The sequence below is a fragment of the Algoriphagus halophilus genome (assembly GCF_900129785.1).
Classification (GTDB): domain Bacteria; phylum Bacteroidota; class Bacteroidia; order Cytophagales; family Cyclobacteriaceae; genus Algoriphagus; species Algoriphagus halophilus.
The window spans coordinates 884692-901932 of the sequence record NZ_FSRC01000002.1 but is presented as its reverse complement, the minus strand read 5'-3'; the positions used below and the strand labels follow the sequence as shown (position 1 = coordinate 901932).

The following is a 17241-nucleotide window of genomic DNA, read 5'->3' as shown; positions in this document are numbered from 1 at the left end:
ATGTCTGGTATTGAATTTTTTGAAAAAGGACAGGGTCAGCCTATCGTCCTGATCCATGGTTTTTGTGAAATAGCAGAAATGTGGAATGATTTTGCCAATTCCTTATCCGAGGATTTTAGAATCATTTGTCCAAACCTTCCTGGGATAGGAAATTCCAACCTTGAGCAATCTATTCTGACAATGGAAGAGATCGCCGTTTTATTGGAAAATTGGATGGAGGAAGAAGGCATTTTAAACCCTATAGTAATAGGACATTCATTGGGAGGCTACGTTACTTTGGCGCTCACAGATTTAATGGGGCAAAAGTTAAAAGCCATAGGCCTTTTTAATTCTACTGCATTTTCAGACAGTCAGGAAAAAAAAGAAATGCGAGACCGCACCGTGATTTTCCTTCAGAAATATGGAGTAGAAACCTTTGTTACCTCCTTTGTTCCACCTCTTTTTCCGGAAACTAGAAGAGAGGAATTAAATTCAGACATCAAACAAGCCATCGAACAAGGAAAAAATTGTTCGCTAGAGGGATTAATCGCGCTTACCAAAGCAATGAGAGATCGAAAAGATCGCTTTGAAGTTTTGGCAAATTTCAAGGGTCCTAAATTGATGATTGCTGGTGAATTGGATACAGCAGTACCTATAGAAGCGAGTAGAAAACATCAAAAAGCTGTCACCAACTATGTTGAACTTCCAGCCACTGGGCATGTAGGAATGATTGAAAGAAAGGAAGAAACGATTGAGATCATCCGTTCTTTTGCCAAAAGCCTAACCTAATTAATCCTTGATCAAAAGACCCTATCAAATGGATTATAAAGTCTTTCCTAAAGATTCCATTAACTTTTCTAGGTACTCTTGGTCGGTTTGATCAAAATCATCCAGTTGATCAGAATCAACATCCAAGATCATTGCAACCTGTTTATCTTTAAATACGGGAACTACAATTTCTGATCTTGAGGCAGAGCTACATGCAATATGGCCTGGAAAAGCATCTACATCCGGAACAAGTTGTGTTTTGGCTTCTTGCCAAGCTGTACCACAAACCCCTTTTCCTATGGAAATCCGAGTACAAGCAATTGGTCCCTGGAATGGACCCAATACCAATTGAGTTTCCTTCACCAAATAAAAGCCAACCCAAAAAAAGCCGAAAGCCTCTTTCAAAGCAGCAGAAATATTGGCCAAATTGGCATATAAGTCTGGTTCACCGCTTATCAATGCTTCAATTTGCGGAATTACTGCTTCGTATTTCTCTTCCTTGGTCGCAGCTTCTGGAATATATAGATTTTCAGACATGATAATAAATTGCTAGACGATCTTCTAAAACTGAAATTAATTCGGAGGCAGGCTTTTGAATGATTGGAGCAACAATTCCTTCCTCAAATTTATTTTGGCTGGTAAACACACGAGCTTCGTCCCAAAGTTCAGATTCCAGAAATTTATTTAATAGGAAACTTCCGCCTTCGACAATCAGACTTTGAATTTTCTTTTGATGCAAATCTTGAAGTATATCCTGAACAGAAAATCCCGATTTTAGTTTCACCAACTCTAGATTACCATGAACCTCTGATTTTTGTGTGTTATAACAAATTGTAGGGACCGCTTGATCAAATAGCTTTAGGTCCTTTGGTAACTCCATCCTACTATCTATTACGATTCTCAATGGATTTTTACCTACCCAATCCCTTACATTAAGGGCTGGGTTGTCGTACTTGGCCGTGTTTTTCCCAACCATAATTGCATCCTCCTCAGCTCTCCACTTATGAACCAATTGACGGCTTGAAAAATTACTTATCCATTTTGAGGAAAAATCTTTCTTGGCAACGAAGCCGTCAGCGGTTTGGGCCCACTTTAGGATTACATAAGGTCGTTTCTTTTCTATTTGGGTAAAAAATCTGCGGTTTTGCCATCGAGCTTCTTTTTCTAAAATTCCCGTCACCACCTCAATTCCCGCTTCCTTTAGAATAGTTATTCCTTTTCCCCCAACCAAAGGATTGGAATCTACGGCAGCAATGACAACTCTTCCCACCTTCATTTCCACTAATAAATTGGCGCAAGGAGGAGTTTTTCCATAATGGGAGCAGGGCTCCAAAGTCACATAGGCAGTTGCGCCCTCTATTAGTTTGGAATCCTTGACATCATTTACCGCATTAACCTCCGCATGGGCCTCCCCATATTTCCGATGGTATCCTTCCCCAATAATAAAATCCTCTTTCACAATCACACATCCCACCATAGGGTTTGGACTTACATTCCCTCTCCCTAATTCAGCAAGCTCCAAAGCTCTTTGCATGTAGAGTTCATCGCTCATACTAAGGCTTCAGTTTTAGGGTTACCAAATCCAAGGAATTTGTTTCTCTAGCCACTACTTCCACATTGTGAATTACAGTATCTGCAAAAGACTCATTTTTGGGATCAAAGTAAAGTGAATAGGTTCCCTCAGGAAGTCTAAAATTATAGGTTCCAGAACTGTTGGTATGTGTACTTATTGAATCCCCATCTAGAATTGCATAAACGGCCGGCTGCAAAGCAGTTGGGCTAACAACTCCAGTAATTTCTCCTGTTCCTGCGCCTTTATACGCTTTTATGATAGGGTTCAATTCCAAAGACAATGGTGCTTCACCTATGACTTTTATAGATTTTTCAAGATCAAAATCCAATACGATATCATAGGAAAACCCTTGCTCAATATCCAATTCTATTTCAATGGGAACTTCATTGGAGGCAGATTCTGCCAAACTCATAGAATACCTTTTTTCATCTAAATAGAGAAAATATTCATCTCCCAATCTCATGGTCAAACCCAATACCTTTCCATTAGGTAATTCATCCCTACCTAATAAAAGGGCTTCGCCACCAACCAAGGAACTCACTTCAATTTTTTTATCTCCAGGAGCGTAAGGAAGAAAAAAGGTTTCAATCATTCCATCTTCTCTTCCGGATTTGATCAACTCTACATCTACCCCTTGGACCTCCACAAAAACAGAATCCCATTGGGCCGGTGCGTCTATCAGAATAAGGTTCAGCAAACCTTTTGGGTTCGAATCAAATTCGCTACACCCCCAAAAGCATAGAATTATCAGGACAATTAAGAAATTAAAAACGCTGCTTTTCACTTTACAAATTTAGCCTAAAAGTAGTCAAAATATAGGCTTTGAAAGACAGATCAAAAAATCATAAAAAAAAGCCGGTCGAAACCGGCTTTCAATATTTATTCTTCTATTGGTAAAAGTGTTATCGGATCAAGCGTCAATACCACGCCTTCCTCTACTACTACATTCTCTACCACCAATACTTGGTATCCTTCATTTGGAGTAAACGTAATAGTATAGACTCCATCATCCATTCCAAGCATTTTGAAGTTACCGTTGTCATCGACAAATGTATTGTACTCATCATCACCTTTTTGGGCATTCACTGCCACAGGTTGAGCTTCTGCTGGGAACACTTGACCCATTACGCCAGAAGCTGCTTCTTCCATGTATGCTCTTAATACAGGTTTCAAATTGATGTTTCCTGAGTTTCCTGCCACTACGATAGATTTAGCAACGTCAAAGTCAATCACTAGATTATAGCTCATTCCTCCTTGGATATCTTCATCTACCTTAATTTTCAATCCACTTTGCTGAGCACTTGGAGTATTCAAATCAGAACGTACTCCATCTTTGACAACATAATTATCATCTCCGAGCACCAATCGCAATTGATCGATTTCACCTTCAGGAAAATCTTCCGAACCAATAAATAAGGAATTTTCTCCTGTTAGGTCCATCAAATTCACGTAGGGGCTAGCTTCATCGTAAGGAATTTCTATCCAATCAGATTCATTCCCATCATCATCATCATCATTGCCTTGAGCATCATCATCCATGGAATCATCATCTGCTTTAACCCTGATTGCAAGCACTTCAATCCAAACTTCGTCGAAATCTCCAGGTGCATCTACCAAGTAAAAATTTACTCTGGCGTTTCCTCCATTTAGAGTTTCATCATCATTGGAGCATGCAACAGCAAAAAGCATTACTCCAAGCAACATCAAATAATTAAATAGATTCTTCATCTGTAAATTGTTGGGTTAGTTTGACCGGACAAGGTCCAATGTCCATGCCAATTTACAATTTTAGATTTTTAAACGGAATATAAAAGTAGCTTGTTATTTTTGGGGATGATGAAATGGGAAAAGTTATTGGCCAGGGGCAGATTTGGAGATGAGCCCGGTTTTATTCCAACTCAAATAACAAGAAGTGAATTCGAAGTTGATTATGATAGGATCATTTTTTCTGCTCCTTTTCGAAACCTACAGGATAAGACACAGGTCTTTCCTTTACCCGAACAGGCTTTTGTACACACTCGTTTAACGCATAGCCTAGAAGTATCAAGCGTAGGAAGGTCATTAGGTAAGTCTGCTGGGGAATTTTTATTGGAAAAGTACCCTAATCTGCAAAAAACAGGGATTTCAGCATATGAAGTAGGAGCGATAGTAGCTGCTGCTGCCTTGACTCATGATATTGGAAATCCACCTTTTGGACATGCAGGAGAAGAAGCCATTTCCGATTTTTTTAAATTTCATGATACCGGAAAATGTTGGGAATCACATGTAAGAGGTGAACAGTGGGCAGACCTTTGCAACTTTGAGGGTAATGCACAGGGATTCAGAATGTTAGTTTCAAAATCCAATGGACTGAAACTCACTTATGCTACGCTAGCTGCATTTACTAAATATCCTAGACCTAGCTTTATTCCACATCGGGATATCGCAAGAAGAAGTCAGAAGAAATATGGCTTTTTTATCAATCAACTGGTTGATTTTGAGCAAATGGGAAACTTTTTGGGAATGGAGAAATCCAGCCCGGAATGTTGGTTACGACATCCCTTGGCATTTTTGGTAGAAGCGGCCGATGACATATGCTACAGCATTATTGATTTGGAAGATGGATGTACTCTAGGACTGGTTAGTTTTGAAGAAACTGTCAAGCTTTTAGCTCCTATTTTAAAAGATAAATTTGATCCGAAAAAATTGAAAAATCGGACCAATTCTCAAAACTTGGGAGCCTTAAGGGCATTGGCAATCGGAGAGTTAATCCGTGAAACTGTAGAAGTTTTTGCACAGTATGAGGAGAGCATGTGCAAGGGAAACTTTGACAAAGCATTGACTGACATCATTCCTTCTGCCAAAGCACTTCAACAAATCTCCAAAGTCTCTGTAGATAAAATTTATCGCTCTAAAGTGGTACTTGAAAAAGAAGCAGCCGGATTTCAGGTTCTGGAAGGATTACTTTCTGTATTCTCCCAAGCATTATATCACCAATTCTATCTTCCTGAAAGATTCTCAGGTCAGGACAAAAGTATCTTACGACTGCTACCTGAAGACTTTCCATTGAAAGGTTGGGGAGCGGAAGTGAATCCATATCCATTATTGAGATCTTTGGTTGATTTCATATCTGGAATGACAGATAAATATGCTGTCAATCTATATAGAAGAGTCAAAGGGATTTCCTTTCCGGGATCTTAACTTAAACTCTACATTCTATCCCAGGCCATGATTTTTTCTGAATCATGGCCTTTCTTATTTCCAAGACAAAAATTTTCTTGCTGATCGGCTTAAATCTTGCTTTAAATTAAGCCTTTACGGTTTACTTCTCCGTATTTAGCATTGCAATTCCATCCTGTGTAAAAGACCCTATACAGCTCAATTGCCCAATTTCAACGATTATGAAAAAGACTCTAATAATACTATCTGCTATATTTTTATTCCTGATCGCTTCGGCCATCGCCATTCCCTTCATATTCAAGGATAAAATAGCTGCCCGAATTGACCAAGAAATTGCCCAATCTGTGAATGCCAAGGTGCTTTATGACCTGGATAATATTAGTCTTAGCATTTTTAGAAACTTCCCTGACATTTCTGCCAATGTCAAAGATTTTGGAATCGTAGGAAATGCTCCTTTTGAAAATGATACACTCGCTAGACTAAATGAATTACAAATAGATTTTAATCTGAAATCAGTGCTTTTCGACGAGTACCCTACTTTAACTGGTATTCATCTAAATGGGGGAAGTCTTTATATTAAAGTCCTGGAGGATGGGACTGCCAATTACGACATCACTTATCCCTCAAAAGAAAGTACACCCTCCGAGGAGAGCAATATGAGAATTGGAGTAGATCAAATTGAAATCAATCATCTTAACTTGGTATATGACGATCGTTCCCTCAGTTATTTTATGGCCTTAGGAGATATAAATGCTTTGGGAAATGGAGAATTTACATCAGAAGTTTATGAATTGCCAATAGAACTGGAGGCCTTAATTGCTGAAATAAATTATGAAGGGACCAGTTACCTTTCCAATAAGACTTTTTCTGGAGAGACCTTGCTCAATATTGATATGGGTAATATGAAATTTACGCTAGGAGAAGGTGATTTTCAACTAAATGATTTATTGTTTGGGCTTACAGGGTACTTGGCTATGCCTGCTGATGATATTGAGTTGGATCTAGCTTTCTCTGGAAAAAACAATGAATTTAAAAGTGTCCTTTCCCTGGTTCCGGGTATCTATTCAGAAAGCTTTTCCAGTCTGGAAACATCTGGGACCATGGATTTCTCGGGTTTTGTCAAAGGAGTTTATAATGATACAAAATTCCCCTCTTTCGATATCAGCTTGAAGATCGCAGACGGGATGTTTCAATACCCCGACCTTCCTACACCAGTCAAAAATGTTAGTCTTGACCTTCGAGTATTAAACGAAACCGATCATTTGGACAATACCTCTGTTGCAATCCCTACTTTCAATTTAGATTTCGGCAGCAATCCGCTTTCAGGTAAATTCTTTTTGCAAGATTTGATTTCCTACACAATGGACGCTGCAATCAACGGGAATTTGAACCTAGAAGAAATAACTTCCATTTTTCCAATTGATGGATTGTCGCTGAAAGGAAACCTTGCGATCAATGCCACTGCAAAAGGTAGGTATGATTCTATCGCCGGAGTGATTCCAGCAATTGATGCAAAACTAGTGTTGGCAAATGGCTATGCAAAAAGCACCGATTATCCTGCCCCAATTGAAAATATCAATGTGAATGCTTTGATACAGAACAACAGTGGCAACATAAATGATTTCTTGGTTAACCTAAGTCAGTTTGGTTTTGAACTGGAAGAAGAGCAAATCCAAGGAGAAATGAAAATCACTGATTTTGAGAAGTTGAATTGGGAGGGAGCAATCAAAGGGGGAGTGGACCTGAAAAAAATCATGGCTATTTTTCCTATGGAGGACATGAATTTAGAAGGACGAATTCAAGCAGATATTTTAACTCAGGGATCCTATGCTGCCTTGGAAGCAGGGAAATATCAGCAATTAGACACCAAAGGTAGAATGGAAGTATCAGGATTTAAGTACAGCTCATCAGAGGTTCCTCAAGGTGTAGAAATATCCAAAGCAATCGCAGAGTTTAGTCCCGCAAGTATTAAGCTAACAGAATTTGACTCAAAATTAGGAGAAAGTCCTGTTCAAGCGACCGGATCATTGTCCAACTACATGGAATATCTGCTAGGTGAAAATGGTACTTTAAAAGGTCAATTGGCGATCAAAAGTACTCGGTTCAATGTGAACGAATGGATGACAGAGGACAATAGCCCTGACACTTCAAACACTGAAATGACTGTCATTGAGCTTCCAACAAATATTGATTTTAGCATGAGCGTTGCAGCGAATGAAGTCATTTATGACAACATGAGTCTGAGAGATATGAAGGGGAGCATGACCTTGAAGGATGGAGTGTTGAAGTTCAGTGATGCCTCTATGAATACATTGGGTGGAAGCATTGCATTAAGTGGGACTTATGACCCTAGAGATATTACAGTACCAAAATTTAATTTTGATTTGAATATCGTGGAATTAAGTATAGCCGAGGCTTTTAAATCATTTAATACAGTCAAAGCTTTTGCACCTATTGCACAAAACCTGACCGGAAAATTCAATTCAAACCTTAGCTTCTCAGGAAACCTGGGCCAAGATATGATGCCTCTTTTGTCAAGTTTGGATGGCTCTGGTTTGTTAAAAATAGCGGAAACTGCCCTAAAAGACAGTAAAATTTTAGAAGGCATCACCAGCTTGACCAAACTGAAAGATGTCAATACGCTACAATTGAGAAATATTTCCATCCCCATTACCATTGATAATGGGGTAATGGATGTGAAGCCATTTGATGTTAAACTTTGGGATTATGAAGCAAATGTACAAGGATCAGCTGGGTTTGATGGATCCATTAATTACTTGGTCAATATGCAGGTTCCGGCCGGAAAATTTGGCGTGCAAGCCAATTCCATTTTGGCTACCATTTCGGGATCTGCGGTGGATGAAAACACCAAAATCCCCATCGCTTTGAATCTTTCAGGCACATACAATTCTCCAAAAATAGCTTTGGCAGGAGGAAATAGTATAGAAAGTTTATTGACAGATGCATTAAAAGCTAGAGTAAGTGGGGAAACTCAAGCATTGCAAACGAAAGCCACTGAGCAATTCAATGCTGCTCAGGATAGCATCAAGAAAGAAATGAAGCTAAAGGCAGAAGTAGTTCAGGATAGTGTCAAAAAAGAATTTGAAAAGCAGGCAAATGTCACCAAAGACAAAGCAGTGGACGAAGCTAAAAAACTACTGAAAGGATTTTTATCTGCTCCCAAAGAAACCAAACCAGATACCACCAAAATCAAAGAAAACTAAATCTTATGGAAGCAAAAAGCCCCAGACCTTTCGGTCAGGGGCTTGGCTATTTCGGGTTTGTATCTTTTACTTGAACTTTCAGTCGCAAGTAATTTTCCCTAAAAAGGGAGATGATTCAAACATTTAGAAGTTATTTTTTGAATTCTATTTCATTTATCGCAGCTAAGATTTCCTCAGATTTCGCATCTGCATTTTTGAATATAAAGTATATATCATGCTTCCCGCTTATCTCAGATAATTTCGCAGTGGGTTTGGCAGAATTTTGTCTTCTCCATTCCAAACGTGATACTCCTGCTGGAGGTCTGAAACCTCCATTAGGTGCTTCCGTAACTTTTTCAGTTTGACCAATAATCGTTCCGTTAGGGGAGTCAACTCTTACCTCCACAGATGCTCCTTTGGCTCCGTTTCTGCTGCTAATTCCAAGGTAAAGAACTATTTCCTTTACTTCTGTCAAATCAATATCCTTGAATCCTATGTAGGATTGGTCACCTACCATAAAGAAATTGATACTAGGTGTTGTCAGTAATTGAACTCCTTTTCGTAACTCCGAAAGCTGTGGATCCAAGAAAGGATTTCTTAAAGCCACATAATCCTCTCCAGTCAAGGAAGTAATATTGCCAGCTCCTTTGTCAGTATAAAAAGCTCTTAATAAAAATCCACCTTGGCCATCTTCATCAGCTGGAATTTCTGGTTTCAATTTTCCTTCCAAAGGAAGAGAAGTAACTGTTGGATTCACTTCATTCAAACTGAATATATATTCCACCATTCTTTTGGCATCAGCTTCAGAAAGTTGAGGGTGAGCACTCATGGCATGATCTCCCCATACGCCACTACCTCCATTAATAATCTTACTTACCAGCATATCTACATTAGCAGGAGTATTCGAATATTTTTGGGCCACTGCAGTATAGCTTGGCCCAATTGAAGTAGTGTCGTATTGATGACAAGATTTACAATCACTGGCTTCAATCAAATTTCTTCCAATATTCAAAACTGCCATAGACTCTGCACCACTTTGATTGGATGCCATTTCTATTGGGTCAAATCCAGACGGTACATAATCAAAGGTGATGGCCACTTCCTCAGATTTAATAGATCCATCTGAAGTAGAACCATCTTCTTTATCTGAAACACTTACTTGGTAATCCAATGTATTCTCCCCAAAATAGAAGGTTCTATTTTTTCCATTAAAATCAATACTAACTGCTGGACGATCATTTCCGGCTATCAGCTCCAAGTTTGCTACATTTGACTCTCCCTTGGTATCTGTCACCGTAAGTTGGACTTTATATACTCCTGGGGTTTCAAAGGTATATGAAGCATTTTCTCCTTGAAGCACTTCTTTAGTGCCGTTATCCGAAGATATAGACCAAGAATAGTCAAGCTTGCCTTGATCGTAATCATCGTAATCACTGGTTCCTTCAGAAGAAAAATTAGTGGTAAATGGAACTGCTCCAGCCAACACATCTGCAGAGACACTTACGTTAGGCTTTCTATTTCCAGCATTGTATTCGATTTTGACCAATTTAGAATTGGAATTTCCCCTAAACCAGGCACTACCATACTCCAAAACATATAATGCTCCGTCTGGTCCAAAATCCATATCTATCGCAGAACTGAAGTTATCGTTGGGAAGAAAACGCTCCATAGATTGATAATCACCATTTTCATCCATGGTAACTGCCATGATCCAACCTCTCATGAAGTCTACTATTAACCATTTGCCCTCATAATAAGCTGGGAAAACAAACGGAGCATTTTTTGAAAAGTCATTCTTTCTAAAGACCGGTCCACCTGTAGCACTTCTCCCTGAACTACCTAGCATTGGGAACTCCTCAGACACTCCATAAGGATAATAAATAAATGCAGGTACCACAGGAGTAGGTAGCTGTCTTAAACCCGTATTATTTACAGACTCATTGACAGGGTTGTTGACATCATAAGGGGCTCCATAGGTATCGGTGGCCAGATCATGTCTATTGTAAGGTCTATTATTTGCAATAAAGTAAGGCCAACCGAAAAATCCAGGACCTTTGGCTTGGTTAAATTCATCATACCCTTTAGGTCCCCAAATGGAATCCACTGAAGCATCCGGGCCTACTTCTCCCCAATACAGGTAACCCGTTTCACTATCCAAGGTAGGCCTCCAAGGGTTCCTGTGTCCCATCGTATAGATTTCCGGTCTGGTTTTCTCTGTGCCTACTGGGAATAAATTTCCTTCAGGAATAGTATACGTGCCATCATCTTCTGGATGGATTCTTAAAATTTTTCCCCTTAGATCGTTGGTATTTCCTGGAGCTCTTTGATCATCTGAATTTTCATGACCCGGTCTTTCATCCAGATTAGAAGAACCTGTTCTTGGGTTTACAGTATTATTGCCCACGGTTAGGTATAAATTGCCTTCTTGATCAAAGACCATCCCTCCACCGGTATGACAACATTCTTCGCGTTGGGTGGGAACAACCAAAAGAATTTTTTTGGTCTCTTCTTTCAGAGTTGTACCATCCAATTCATAGCGCGCCAAGACGTGCTGCGTATCCACAGGATCTGCATAATAAAGATAAATCCAATGGTTTTTTTCAAAATCCGGATGTGCGATAACACCCATCAAACCTTCTTCTGCCTCTCGTACAGCCCCTTCTTTATTGGTGTATTTCGTATTTACTGGAATGGTAGCTACCAACGTCATTTCACCGGTATTCTCATCAAGTATTTTGACTCCCCCTTTTCTTTCTACGATCAACACCCTCTTTCCAGGAAGAAAAGTCATTTCCATGGGTTCATCCATCCCCTCTGTCAAAACCACTTTAGTGAAGCGATTTTCCTCAGGTTTGATAGTAGGGTCATCTGCTGGCTCCGTTTCTTTACAGGAAATCAAACCCAGGCATAATAAGAAGACCATAAATATCTGGCCTTTATAAATTTTATTTACCAAATGGCTCATAAATCAATTGTTTTTGGGTAATTGTTTCAGGTTATAATTTGTCAATATGACAAAATAGGTAAGATATATCCACCTAAAATACTTCTTACGGCATTTAATTGGGATGAAATAGCTGTTAATGAAAAAATTATAGGTTCAAACAGGGCTTTTATAAATTTATTTTTTTTGTAATACCCAGTTGATCCAAAATCACTACTCCACTTTCATTTTGATCAAACTGGAATTTAATTTCCTTTAATAATTGCGGAGAAAAATTTGGGTTACCAATTCTTAATTGCTCCAAATCATAAGTAAATGTTTGAAAAATATTTTCAGAATGGTCTTTTTTATCCAAAAAGTCAATTTTTAAAACCCTCGATTTAACCTGCCGCTGGAGATGGGAGAATTCTGACAATAAAAATTCGATTTGCTCTCCTGATTCATCGATAAGAATTATTTTAAAGTCTAAAGGGGGATCAGGTGTTTTTTCCTGGTCCTTGTCCTTTTTATCCTCTTCCTTATTCTCATCATTTTCTTCTACCTCTACCTCATTTTCTTGTTCTACATCAACTTCCTCTTCTTCATTGGAATCATTATCATTTTTCCATTTTCCTCCACTCTTTGGATTTGAACTTTCTGTTGATTCTGCTAAAGAAAAAGTCAGCATGGAAGTTGAGTCCGGCCTAAAACTTATGGAATCCAGTGTGATGGTATAGCTTGCCAAAACCGAATCTGGGATGGAAGGTTTTGCACCATCTTTCCATAGCGTATCGATTCCCTCATTTAGCTTTTCGTAATTCCATCCTAAATAAACGGCTCGGCTTCCCTTTTTGCCATACTCCATATTTATCTCCCCTTCCCGCCATACGGTTAAATGTTCAGCCTTGGCTTTACCTCCTGAAGAAATGGTTGTCAGTTCAAAATCTTCATCAAAATTTGCCCAAACTCGAGTATTGGAATCTTCAAATTGACTTAAGTAAATAGACTCAGGAAGCCAATCCTTTCCTTTTCTAGGATCCAAGAACAAGGGAAGATATTCGTCTCTTTGGTTCAGGCTTGCCTCCAAGAAAGCCCCAATGTAAACTTTGGCTATTTCCCGTTGCTCGGAAGCTGGCATCAATTGTTCACGATTGAGAACACCCTTGAAAGTCGCCAATATGTCGTTATCTCCCCATGAAGTATTGAATTGCCCATGATTTGCCCCGGAGATATAAATCAAAGATTTGAAATGGTAAGTACTATCCGTGAATTTGATTCTCTCATATTGCATCGCTCCCGCAAAAGAGGTCACGTCAGCATCTTGTGCTCCATGAAGACTGAGATAATTTACATTTTCAAATTTCGTCCCTGAGCCTCCAGGCTTATATTGTCCATCTACCGGCGCTATGGCAACAACACCTTTGATATTAAAATCATACCCTAATTTGATAGAAGCATCATCAGGATAATACTCCAGTGCATTCAGCATGGCAGCATGACCAACTGCCTCGCCCCCACGGGAATGGCCCATGAGCGCAATTTTATCCATATCGACTTTTCCAAAAAGAGGGTGGGTATCCATTTTATTCCATTCATCCCAAACGCGCAAATGTTCAAGCAGCAACCAACCCCTCGCATCATTTTCTTTTTCTAATCGGCCAAATAGGTCTGTCCAAGATCCATTGATAAAGTTCTCATCGACAGAAGCCAAAATCATTCCTTTGGAGGCCAAAAACTCTCCAAGATAGTCGTATCCCGGATCTGAAAAATCCTGCATAGGATGATTCCCATGAACCACCAGAACCAATGGAAAAGGTCCAGTTCCTTCGGGCATCCAAACTCTTGCATTAAGAGGTAATTCCTTTTCATCAAACCCCCAATACTTTTCTCGCCACCAGCCACTGAATTTTGCCCAGTTGTCAATAAAGGCTCTTCCATCAACAGATTCAGTCAGATAAGTTACTCCTTCGGCAAATTCTTCTCTGCGAAGATCCTTTCCTGAACCATAGGTAAAAGTGGTAACCTGAAAATTTCCATTGGCTGAAGGGGAAGGGGCTTCAATCTGTGAAACTTTAGCTTCCGTAAGTTTGGCAGCATTGATCTGTTCATCGATTTCTAATCCACGTATACTTCCAAAATAGATCAAAAACCCAATTCCTGCGACACCAATTCCAAAGCCTAAAATCGAAACAACTTTCTTTGGAGTACTTAGTTTTTTAAAATGCCCTTTCCAAAACATGGCTATCCCAGCTCCAAAAAGTGAAAAAACCAAGATCATAAAAATTATATATCGCTCATCTCCAAACCGGACAAGCGTTAAGAGAATTAAACTTGCAATCAATACTCGTTTATAAAGTGGGGGAATTGAAAAAATCAATTTGATGAGTTTCACTGAGAGGTAAGAAACCAGTGTCACTGCAACCAAGATCAACAGCCCAAAAACCAATAACCAAGAGTCCTTAAAATTGATGGACATTCCGATAACTTCAATCAGGAAGACGATCAAAGTCAGAATTAAAAGCCCAATTGCAGCACCTTTAATAGCTAAACTACCTGGTTTGATGAGGTTTAGTTTCTCTTTAATCCAGGTGCCAATTCTCTTAAAAAATTTCTTCATAATCATTCGATTTAGTGCTATGGAGTGGGGTTCATATCAATTTTCCCGTAAACTGCATCTCTAAAATTTTTATGAAGGCTTATTCCATCATAAGGGAATAACTGGACAAACATGACAGCAGTCAATTCATTAACAGGATCTACCCAAAATAAAGTACTTGCCGCTCCATCCCAAAAAAACTCTCCAACCACACCATTCATTTCCTCTGCGGAAGCTGGAGGATCTGTCCTTACCGCAAAGTCAATTCCAAAGCCTACTCTTCCTTTGCTTGGAAGCCAAGATCTTTCTGTAACGGAATCCGGAAGATGGTTGGTAGCCATCAATTTTACAGTTTCTGGTTTCAGTATTGTAGTTCCATTTAGAGTGCCCTCATTAACAAGCATTCTCGCAAAGGTCATATAGTCATCCAATGTAGAGGTCAATCCAAATCCACCTGGAGTCAAAGGCCATTTTTTGAGGTTAAAAGCATGGGCTACAGAATCAGGCATCTGGGTCAACTGTCCTTCTCCTGTTCGCTGATACGCAGCAGAAAATCGATCCAAATCTTCTTCTCTAACCACATATCGTGTATCGTTCATTTTTAAAGGACCCAACACATGCTCCTGAACATACTCCTTGTAAGGAATTCCTGAAATTCGTTCTACCAAAAATGCCTGTACGTCTACAGATTGACCATATTCCCATTGGGTACCAGGTTGAAACCATAGGGGAGTACTTCCAATTTTCTCAGCCATTACAGTGAGTGTATTTTCATAACTTCTGGCATCTTTTTCCTTCATGACCTCACTCAAACCGGGGATATTATCACGGTTTGGAAAGCCAGCTGTATGCCTGGTAATATCACGGATTGTCACCGGTCTCTCTGCATCTACCAAAATCATTTTCCCATTTTCATCTACCCCTTGGTAAACTTTCATATTGGCAAATTCAGGTGCATATTTTTCAAGAGGATCATCTAATTGGAATTTCCCCTCTTCATATAATGTCATCAAAGAAGTACCCGTAATCGGTTTTGTCATGGAATAGATCTGGACAATGGTATTTCTGTCCATCGGGATATTCTTCTCTTTATTGGCAAAACCAAAAGCATTAAAGTACACCTCCTGATCCTTTTCGTAAATCAGTGCAGAAATACCTGCTACATTTCCTGAATTTACATAGGCTTGTAAGGTAGAGTCCAATCTGGCTACAGCACCTTCATTAACAATAAAATCTGAGATTTCTTCTTGCTTTGTGCAAGAACTAAGCAGTAAAGCGAGACCAATAGAGATGGAAAGAAGGTTCTTTAATGATTTTATCATTGAGTATTCACGATTTTATAGATTTTTCCTTGATTCTTACTCATGATGTAAACCTGTTTTTCGGCATCAATTCCAAATTTCAAATCTACTCGACCGCCAACTATTTCTTCCATAGTCGTTTCATTCCCTTCAAAAACCACTTTCATGCTTTTTACCTCAGGATTTGGATTTTGATCTAAATCAGCAAAAAACAATCTTCCAGTTGGAATATCTCCAAATACAAAATTCCCTTTAAGTTTCCCTTCTGAAAGAAAATAGCCTCCAATTACCGCTACAGCTTCATCATGCTCCAACTGAATAAGAGGATAAGTTACCCCCTTTTTATCATCATCCTTTGGCAAAGGGTAAAGAGTACGGAAGCTTCCAAAAGGATTAATCATAAATCTTCCTTCTCGGATAGGCCAACCATAAAATTTACCCGGCTCAATCAGATTGATTTCTTCAATGCTATGCTGCCCAATATCCGTTGCAAATAATTTTCCTGTTTCATCCCAAAATACTCTATTTGGGTTCCGGAACCCATATGCCAAAACTTCACCTGCTTTTCCTTGGATACCTGAGAATGGGTTAATGCTTGGGATCCCATATTTTCCATTAGCACTATTATTCCCCGCAGGGTCAATTCTTAAAATACTGCTGTAGACTCCGGTTCCTCCATGATCTGAGATATAGGCAAATCGTTTTTCCACTGTACCTCCATCTCCATAACCTATATAAAGCAAACCAAAATCTTCATCTCCTTTTTCCGAATTTGGATTAAATGTGAGCTCCTGCATTCCATGAGCTTGAGAAGCATTGTCAATTCTCAGAATTTCCCGACTGGTTCCCTGAAAAGTTTTTGAATTTGGAGAGTCTGCTTTCCATTCAGTCAGAACCCATTGCATAAATACATTCAAGCTATCAGTATAGCCAAAATCTGAAGGTTGTGTTCCACCTGGCTCGGTGTGAGCTGTATAAAATAGCCCATTCTCCAAAAACTCCGGATGAAAGGTGAAACTGCCTAATCCCGTTGCCCAACCTGGTTTACTCACCATATCAGGTCTTTGCTTTAATAGATCGAGATATAGCTGTGGTTTTTGATCAACTAACTCATAGATTCCTATCCGCTGGTCATTGATCATCAGACGATTTGTACCAGGGATAGGCTCCATTTTGGTCATTTTAGCCAAAGCTGGAACGGTATCTGAAGCGGGTAGTTGCGCAAAAAATTCTAATTCAAACCTAATTCCTGAATCCTGAATTTTCTCGGGAATTAAATTCGAGGTAGTATCTCCCAATATTTCAATGGGAAGGGTTTCAAACGTATGGAGATAGCTTAGAATAGAATTTAGATCAGCTTCAGAAAAGTTTGGAAATGCAGGCATTTCATTTTTATAGATGGCTAAAAGCCTTTCTGCTCTTTCATCTTTAGCTTTAAAAAACTCAGATGGATTTTTGATAAATCTTTTGATCCAATCTGTTTCTACTTGACGGGTAAGACCACTTAGGTTTGGGCCTATTGCATTCTCGTTAAAATTATGACAAGTAGAGCAATTCTGATCAAAAAGGACTTTTCCGGCTTTAATTTGATCAACGTCTTGACTAATAGTTGCACCAAACTCTTCTTCATTAGTTGAAGTACAGGATAGGGTAGCAAGAATTGTCAAAACGGAAAAAAGGGTACTTAATTTTTTCATCGATACTAATTTGGGAGTTTTTGTTAAATACAGAAAAAAATA

11 protein-coding genes are annotated in these 17241 nt (G+C 39.1%); 3 read left to right on the top strand and 8 right to left on the bottom strand.

Features of this window, described 5'->3' with window-relative positions; all coding sequences use genetic code 11:
• Positions 1 to 768 (top strand): alpha/beta fold hydrolase, encoded by a 768-nt coding sequence (locus BUR11_RS15715; RefSeq protein WP_074225920.1) that lies wholly within the window; start codon positions 1 to 3, stop codon positions 766 to 768.
• Positions 769 to 801: 33 nt separating this feature from the next.
• Here BUR11_RS15715 and BUR11_RS15710 read toward each other — a convergent pair whose 3' ends face one another.
• The 4 genes from BUR11_RS15710 to BUR11_RS15695 all read right to left on the bottom strand — a co-directional run bounded on the left by BUR11_RS15710 (position 802) and on the right by BUR11_RS15695 (position 4048).
• A complete protein-coding gene (locus BUR11_RS15710) occupies positions 802 to 1284 on the bottom strand; it encodes a GAF domain-containing protein (RefSeq protein WP_074225919.1) in 483 nt (160 codons plus the stop codon).
• Positions 1277 to 2299, bottom strand: coding sequence for a bifunctional diaminohydroxyphosphoribosylaminopyrimidine deaminase/5-amino-6-(5-phosphoribosylamino)uracil reductase RibD (ribD, locus tag BUR11_RS15705; RefSeq protein ID WP_074225918.1), 1023 nt, complete (start codon positions 2297 to 2299; stop codon positions 1277 to 1279). Before ribD ends, BUR11_RS15710 begins: the two co-directional genes overlap by 8 nt.
• Position 2300: 1 nt before the next feature.
• Entirely contained in the window at positions 2301 to 3017 is a 717-nt protein-coding gene (locus tag BUR11_RS15700) for a DUF4382 domain-containing protein (RefSeq protein WP_074225917.1), read from the bottom strand.
• Between the two features lie 182 nt (positions 3018 to 3199).
• The gene (locus tag BUR11_RS15695; protein WP_074225916.1) at positions 3200 to 4048 is read right to left on the bottom strand and encodes a DUF4382 domain-containing protein; all 849 of its coding nucleotides are present in this window, start codon (positions 4046 to 4048) and stop codon (positions 3200 to 3202) included.
• Between the two features lie 108 nt (positions 4049 to 4156).
• On the opposite strand from BUR11_RS15695, the gene dgt reads away from it, so the two are divergent.
• Both dgt and BUR11_RS15685 read left to right on the top strand, forming a co-directional pair.
• Entirely contained in the window at positions 4157 to 5500 is a 1344-nt protein-coding gene (gene dgt, locus BUR11_RS15690; protein ID WP_084561043.1) for a dGTP triphosphohydrolase, read from the top strand.
• 200 nt (positions 5501 to 5700) lie between these two features.
• On the top strand, positions 5701 to 8703 hold the full coding sequence (locus tag BUR11_RS15685) for an AsmA-like C-terminal region-containing protein (protein WP_074225914.1): 3003 nt from the start codon (positions 5701 to 5703) through the stop codon (positions 8701 to 8703).
• Positions 8704 to 8833: 130 nt separating this feature from the next.
• Here BUR11_RS15685 and BUR11_RS15680 read toward each other — a convergent pair whose 3' ends face one another.
• The 4 genes from BUR11_RS15680 to BUR11_RS15665 all read right to left on the bottom strand — a co-directional run bounded on the left by BUR11_RS15680 (position 8834) and on the right by BUR11_RS15665 (position 17199).
• On the bottom strand, positions 8834 to 11647 hold the full coding sequence (locus BUR11_RS15680; protein WP_074225913.1) for a PQQ-dependent sugar dehydrogenase: 2814 nt from the start codon (positions 11645 to 11647) through the stop codon (positions 8834 to 8836).
• 148 nt (positions 11648 to 11795) lie between these two features.
• Positions 11796 to 14222: a hypothetical protein gene (locus BUR11_RS15675; protein ID WP_159439233.1), complete on the bottom strand. Its 2427-nt coding sequence runs from the start codon at positions 14220 to 14222 to the stop codon at positions 11796 to 11798.
• 17 nt (positions 14223 to 14239) lie between these two features.
• Entirely contained in the window at positions 14240 to 15523 is a 1284-nt protein-coding gene (locus BUR11_RS15670) for a serine hydrolase domain-containing protein (RefSeq protein WP_074225911.1), read from the bottom strand.
• The gene (locus BUR11_RS15665) at positions 15520 to 17199 is read right to left on the bottom strand and encodes a PQQ-dependent sugar dehydrogenase (RefSeq protein WP_074225910.1); all 1680 of its coding nucleotides are present in this window, start codon (positions 17197 to 17199) and stop codon (positions 15520 to 15522) included. Before BUR11_RS15665 ends, BUR11_RS15670 begins: the two co-directional genes overlap by 4 nt.
• Between the last annotated feature and the right edge of the window lie 42 nt (positions 17200 to 17241).

Coding starts and splice junctions, on each gene's coding strand:
- BUR11_RS15715 (WP_074225920.1), top strand. CDS start 1: ATGTCTGGTATTGAATTTTTTGAAAAAGGACAGGGTCAGCCTATCGTC.
- BUR11_RS15710 (WP_074225919.1), bottom strand. CDS start 1,284: ATGTCTGAAAATCTATATATTCCAGAAGCTGCGACCAAGGAAGAGAAA.
- ribD (WP_074225918.1), bottom strand. CDS start 2,299: ATGAGCGATGAACTCTACATGCAAAGAGCTTTGGAGCTTGCTGAATTA.
- BUR11_RS15695 (WP_074225916.1), bottom strand. CDS start 4,048: ATGAAGAATCTATTTAATTATTTGATGTTGCTTGGAGTAATGCTTTTT.
- dgt (WP_084561043.1), top strand. CDS start 4,157: ATGAAATGGGAAAAGTTATTGGCCAGGGGCAGATTTGGAGATGAGCCC.
- BUR11_RS15685 (WP_074225914.1), top strand. CDS start 5,701: ATGAAAAAGACTCTAATAATACTATCTGCTATATTTTTATTCCTGATC.
- BUR11_RS15680 (WP_074225913.1), bottom strand. CDS start 11,647: ATGAGCCATTTGGTAAATAAAATTTATAAAGGCCAGATATTTATGGTC.
- BUR11_RS15675 (WP_159439233.1), bottom strand. CDS start 14,222: ATGAAGAAATTTTTTAAGAGAATTGGCACCTGGATTAAAGAGAAACTA.
- BUR11_RS15670 (WP_074225911.1), bottom strand. CDS start 15,523: ATGATAAAATCATTAAAGAACCTTCTTTCCATCTCTATTGGTCTCGCT.
- BUR11_RS15665 (WP_074225910.1), bottom strand. CDS start 17,199: ATGAAAAAATTAAGTACCCTTTTTTCCGTTTTGACAATTCTTGCTACC.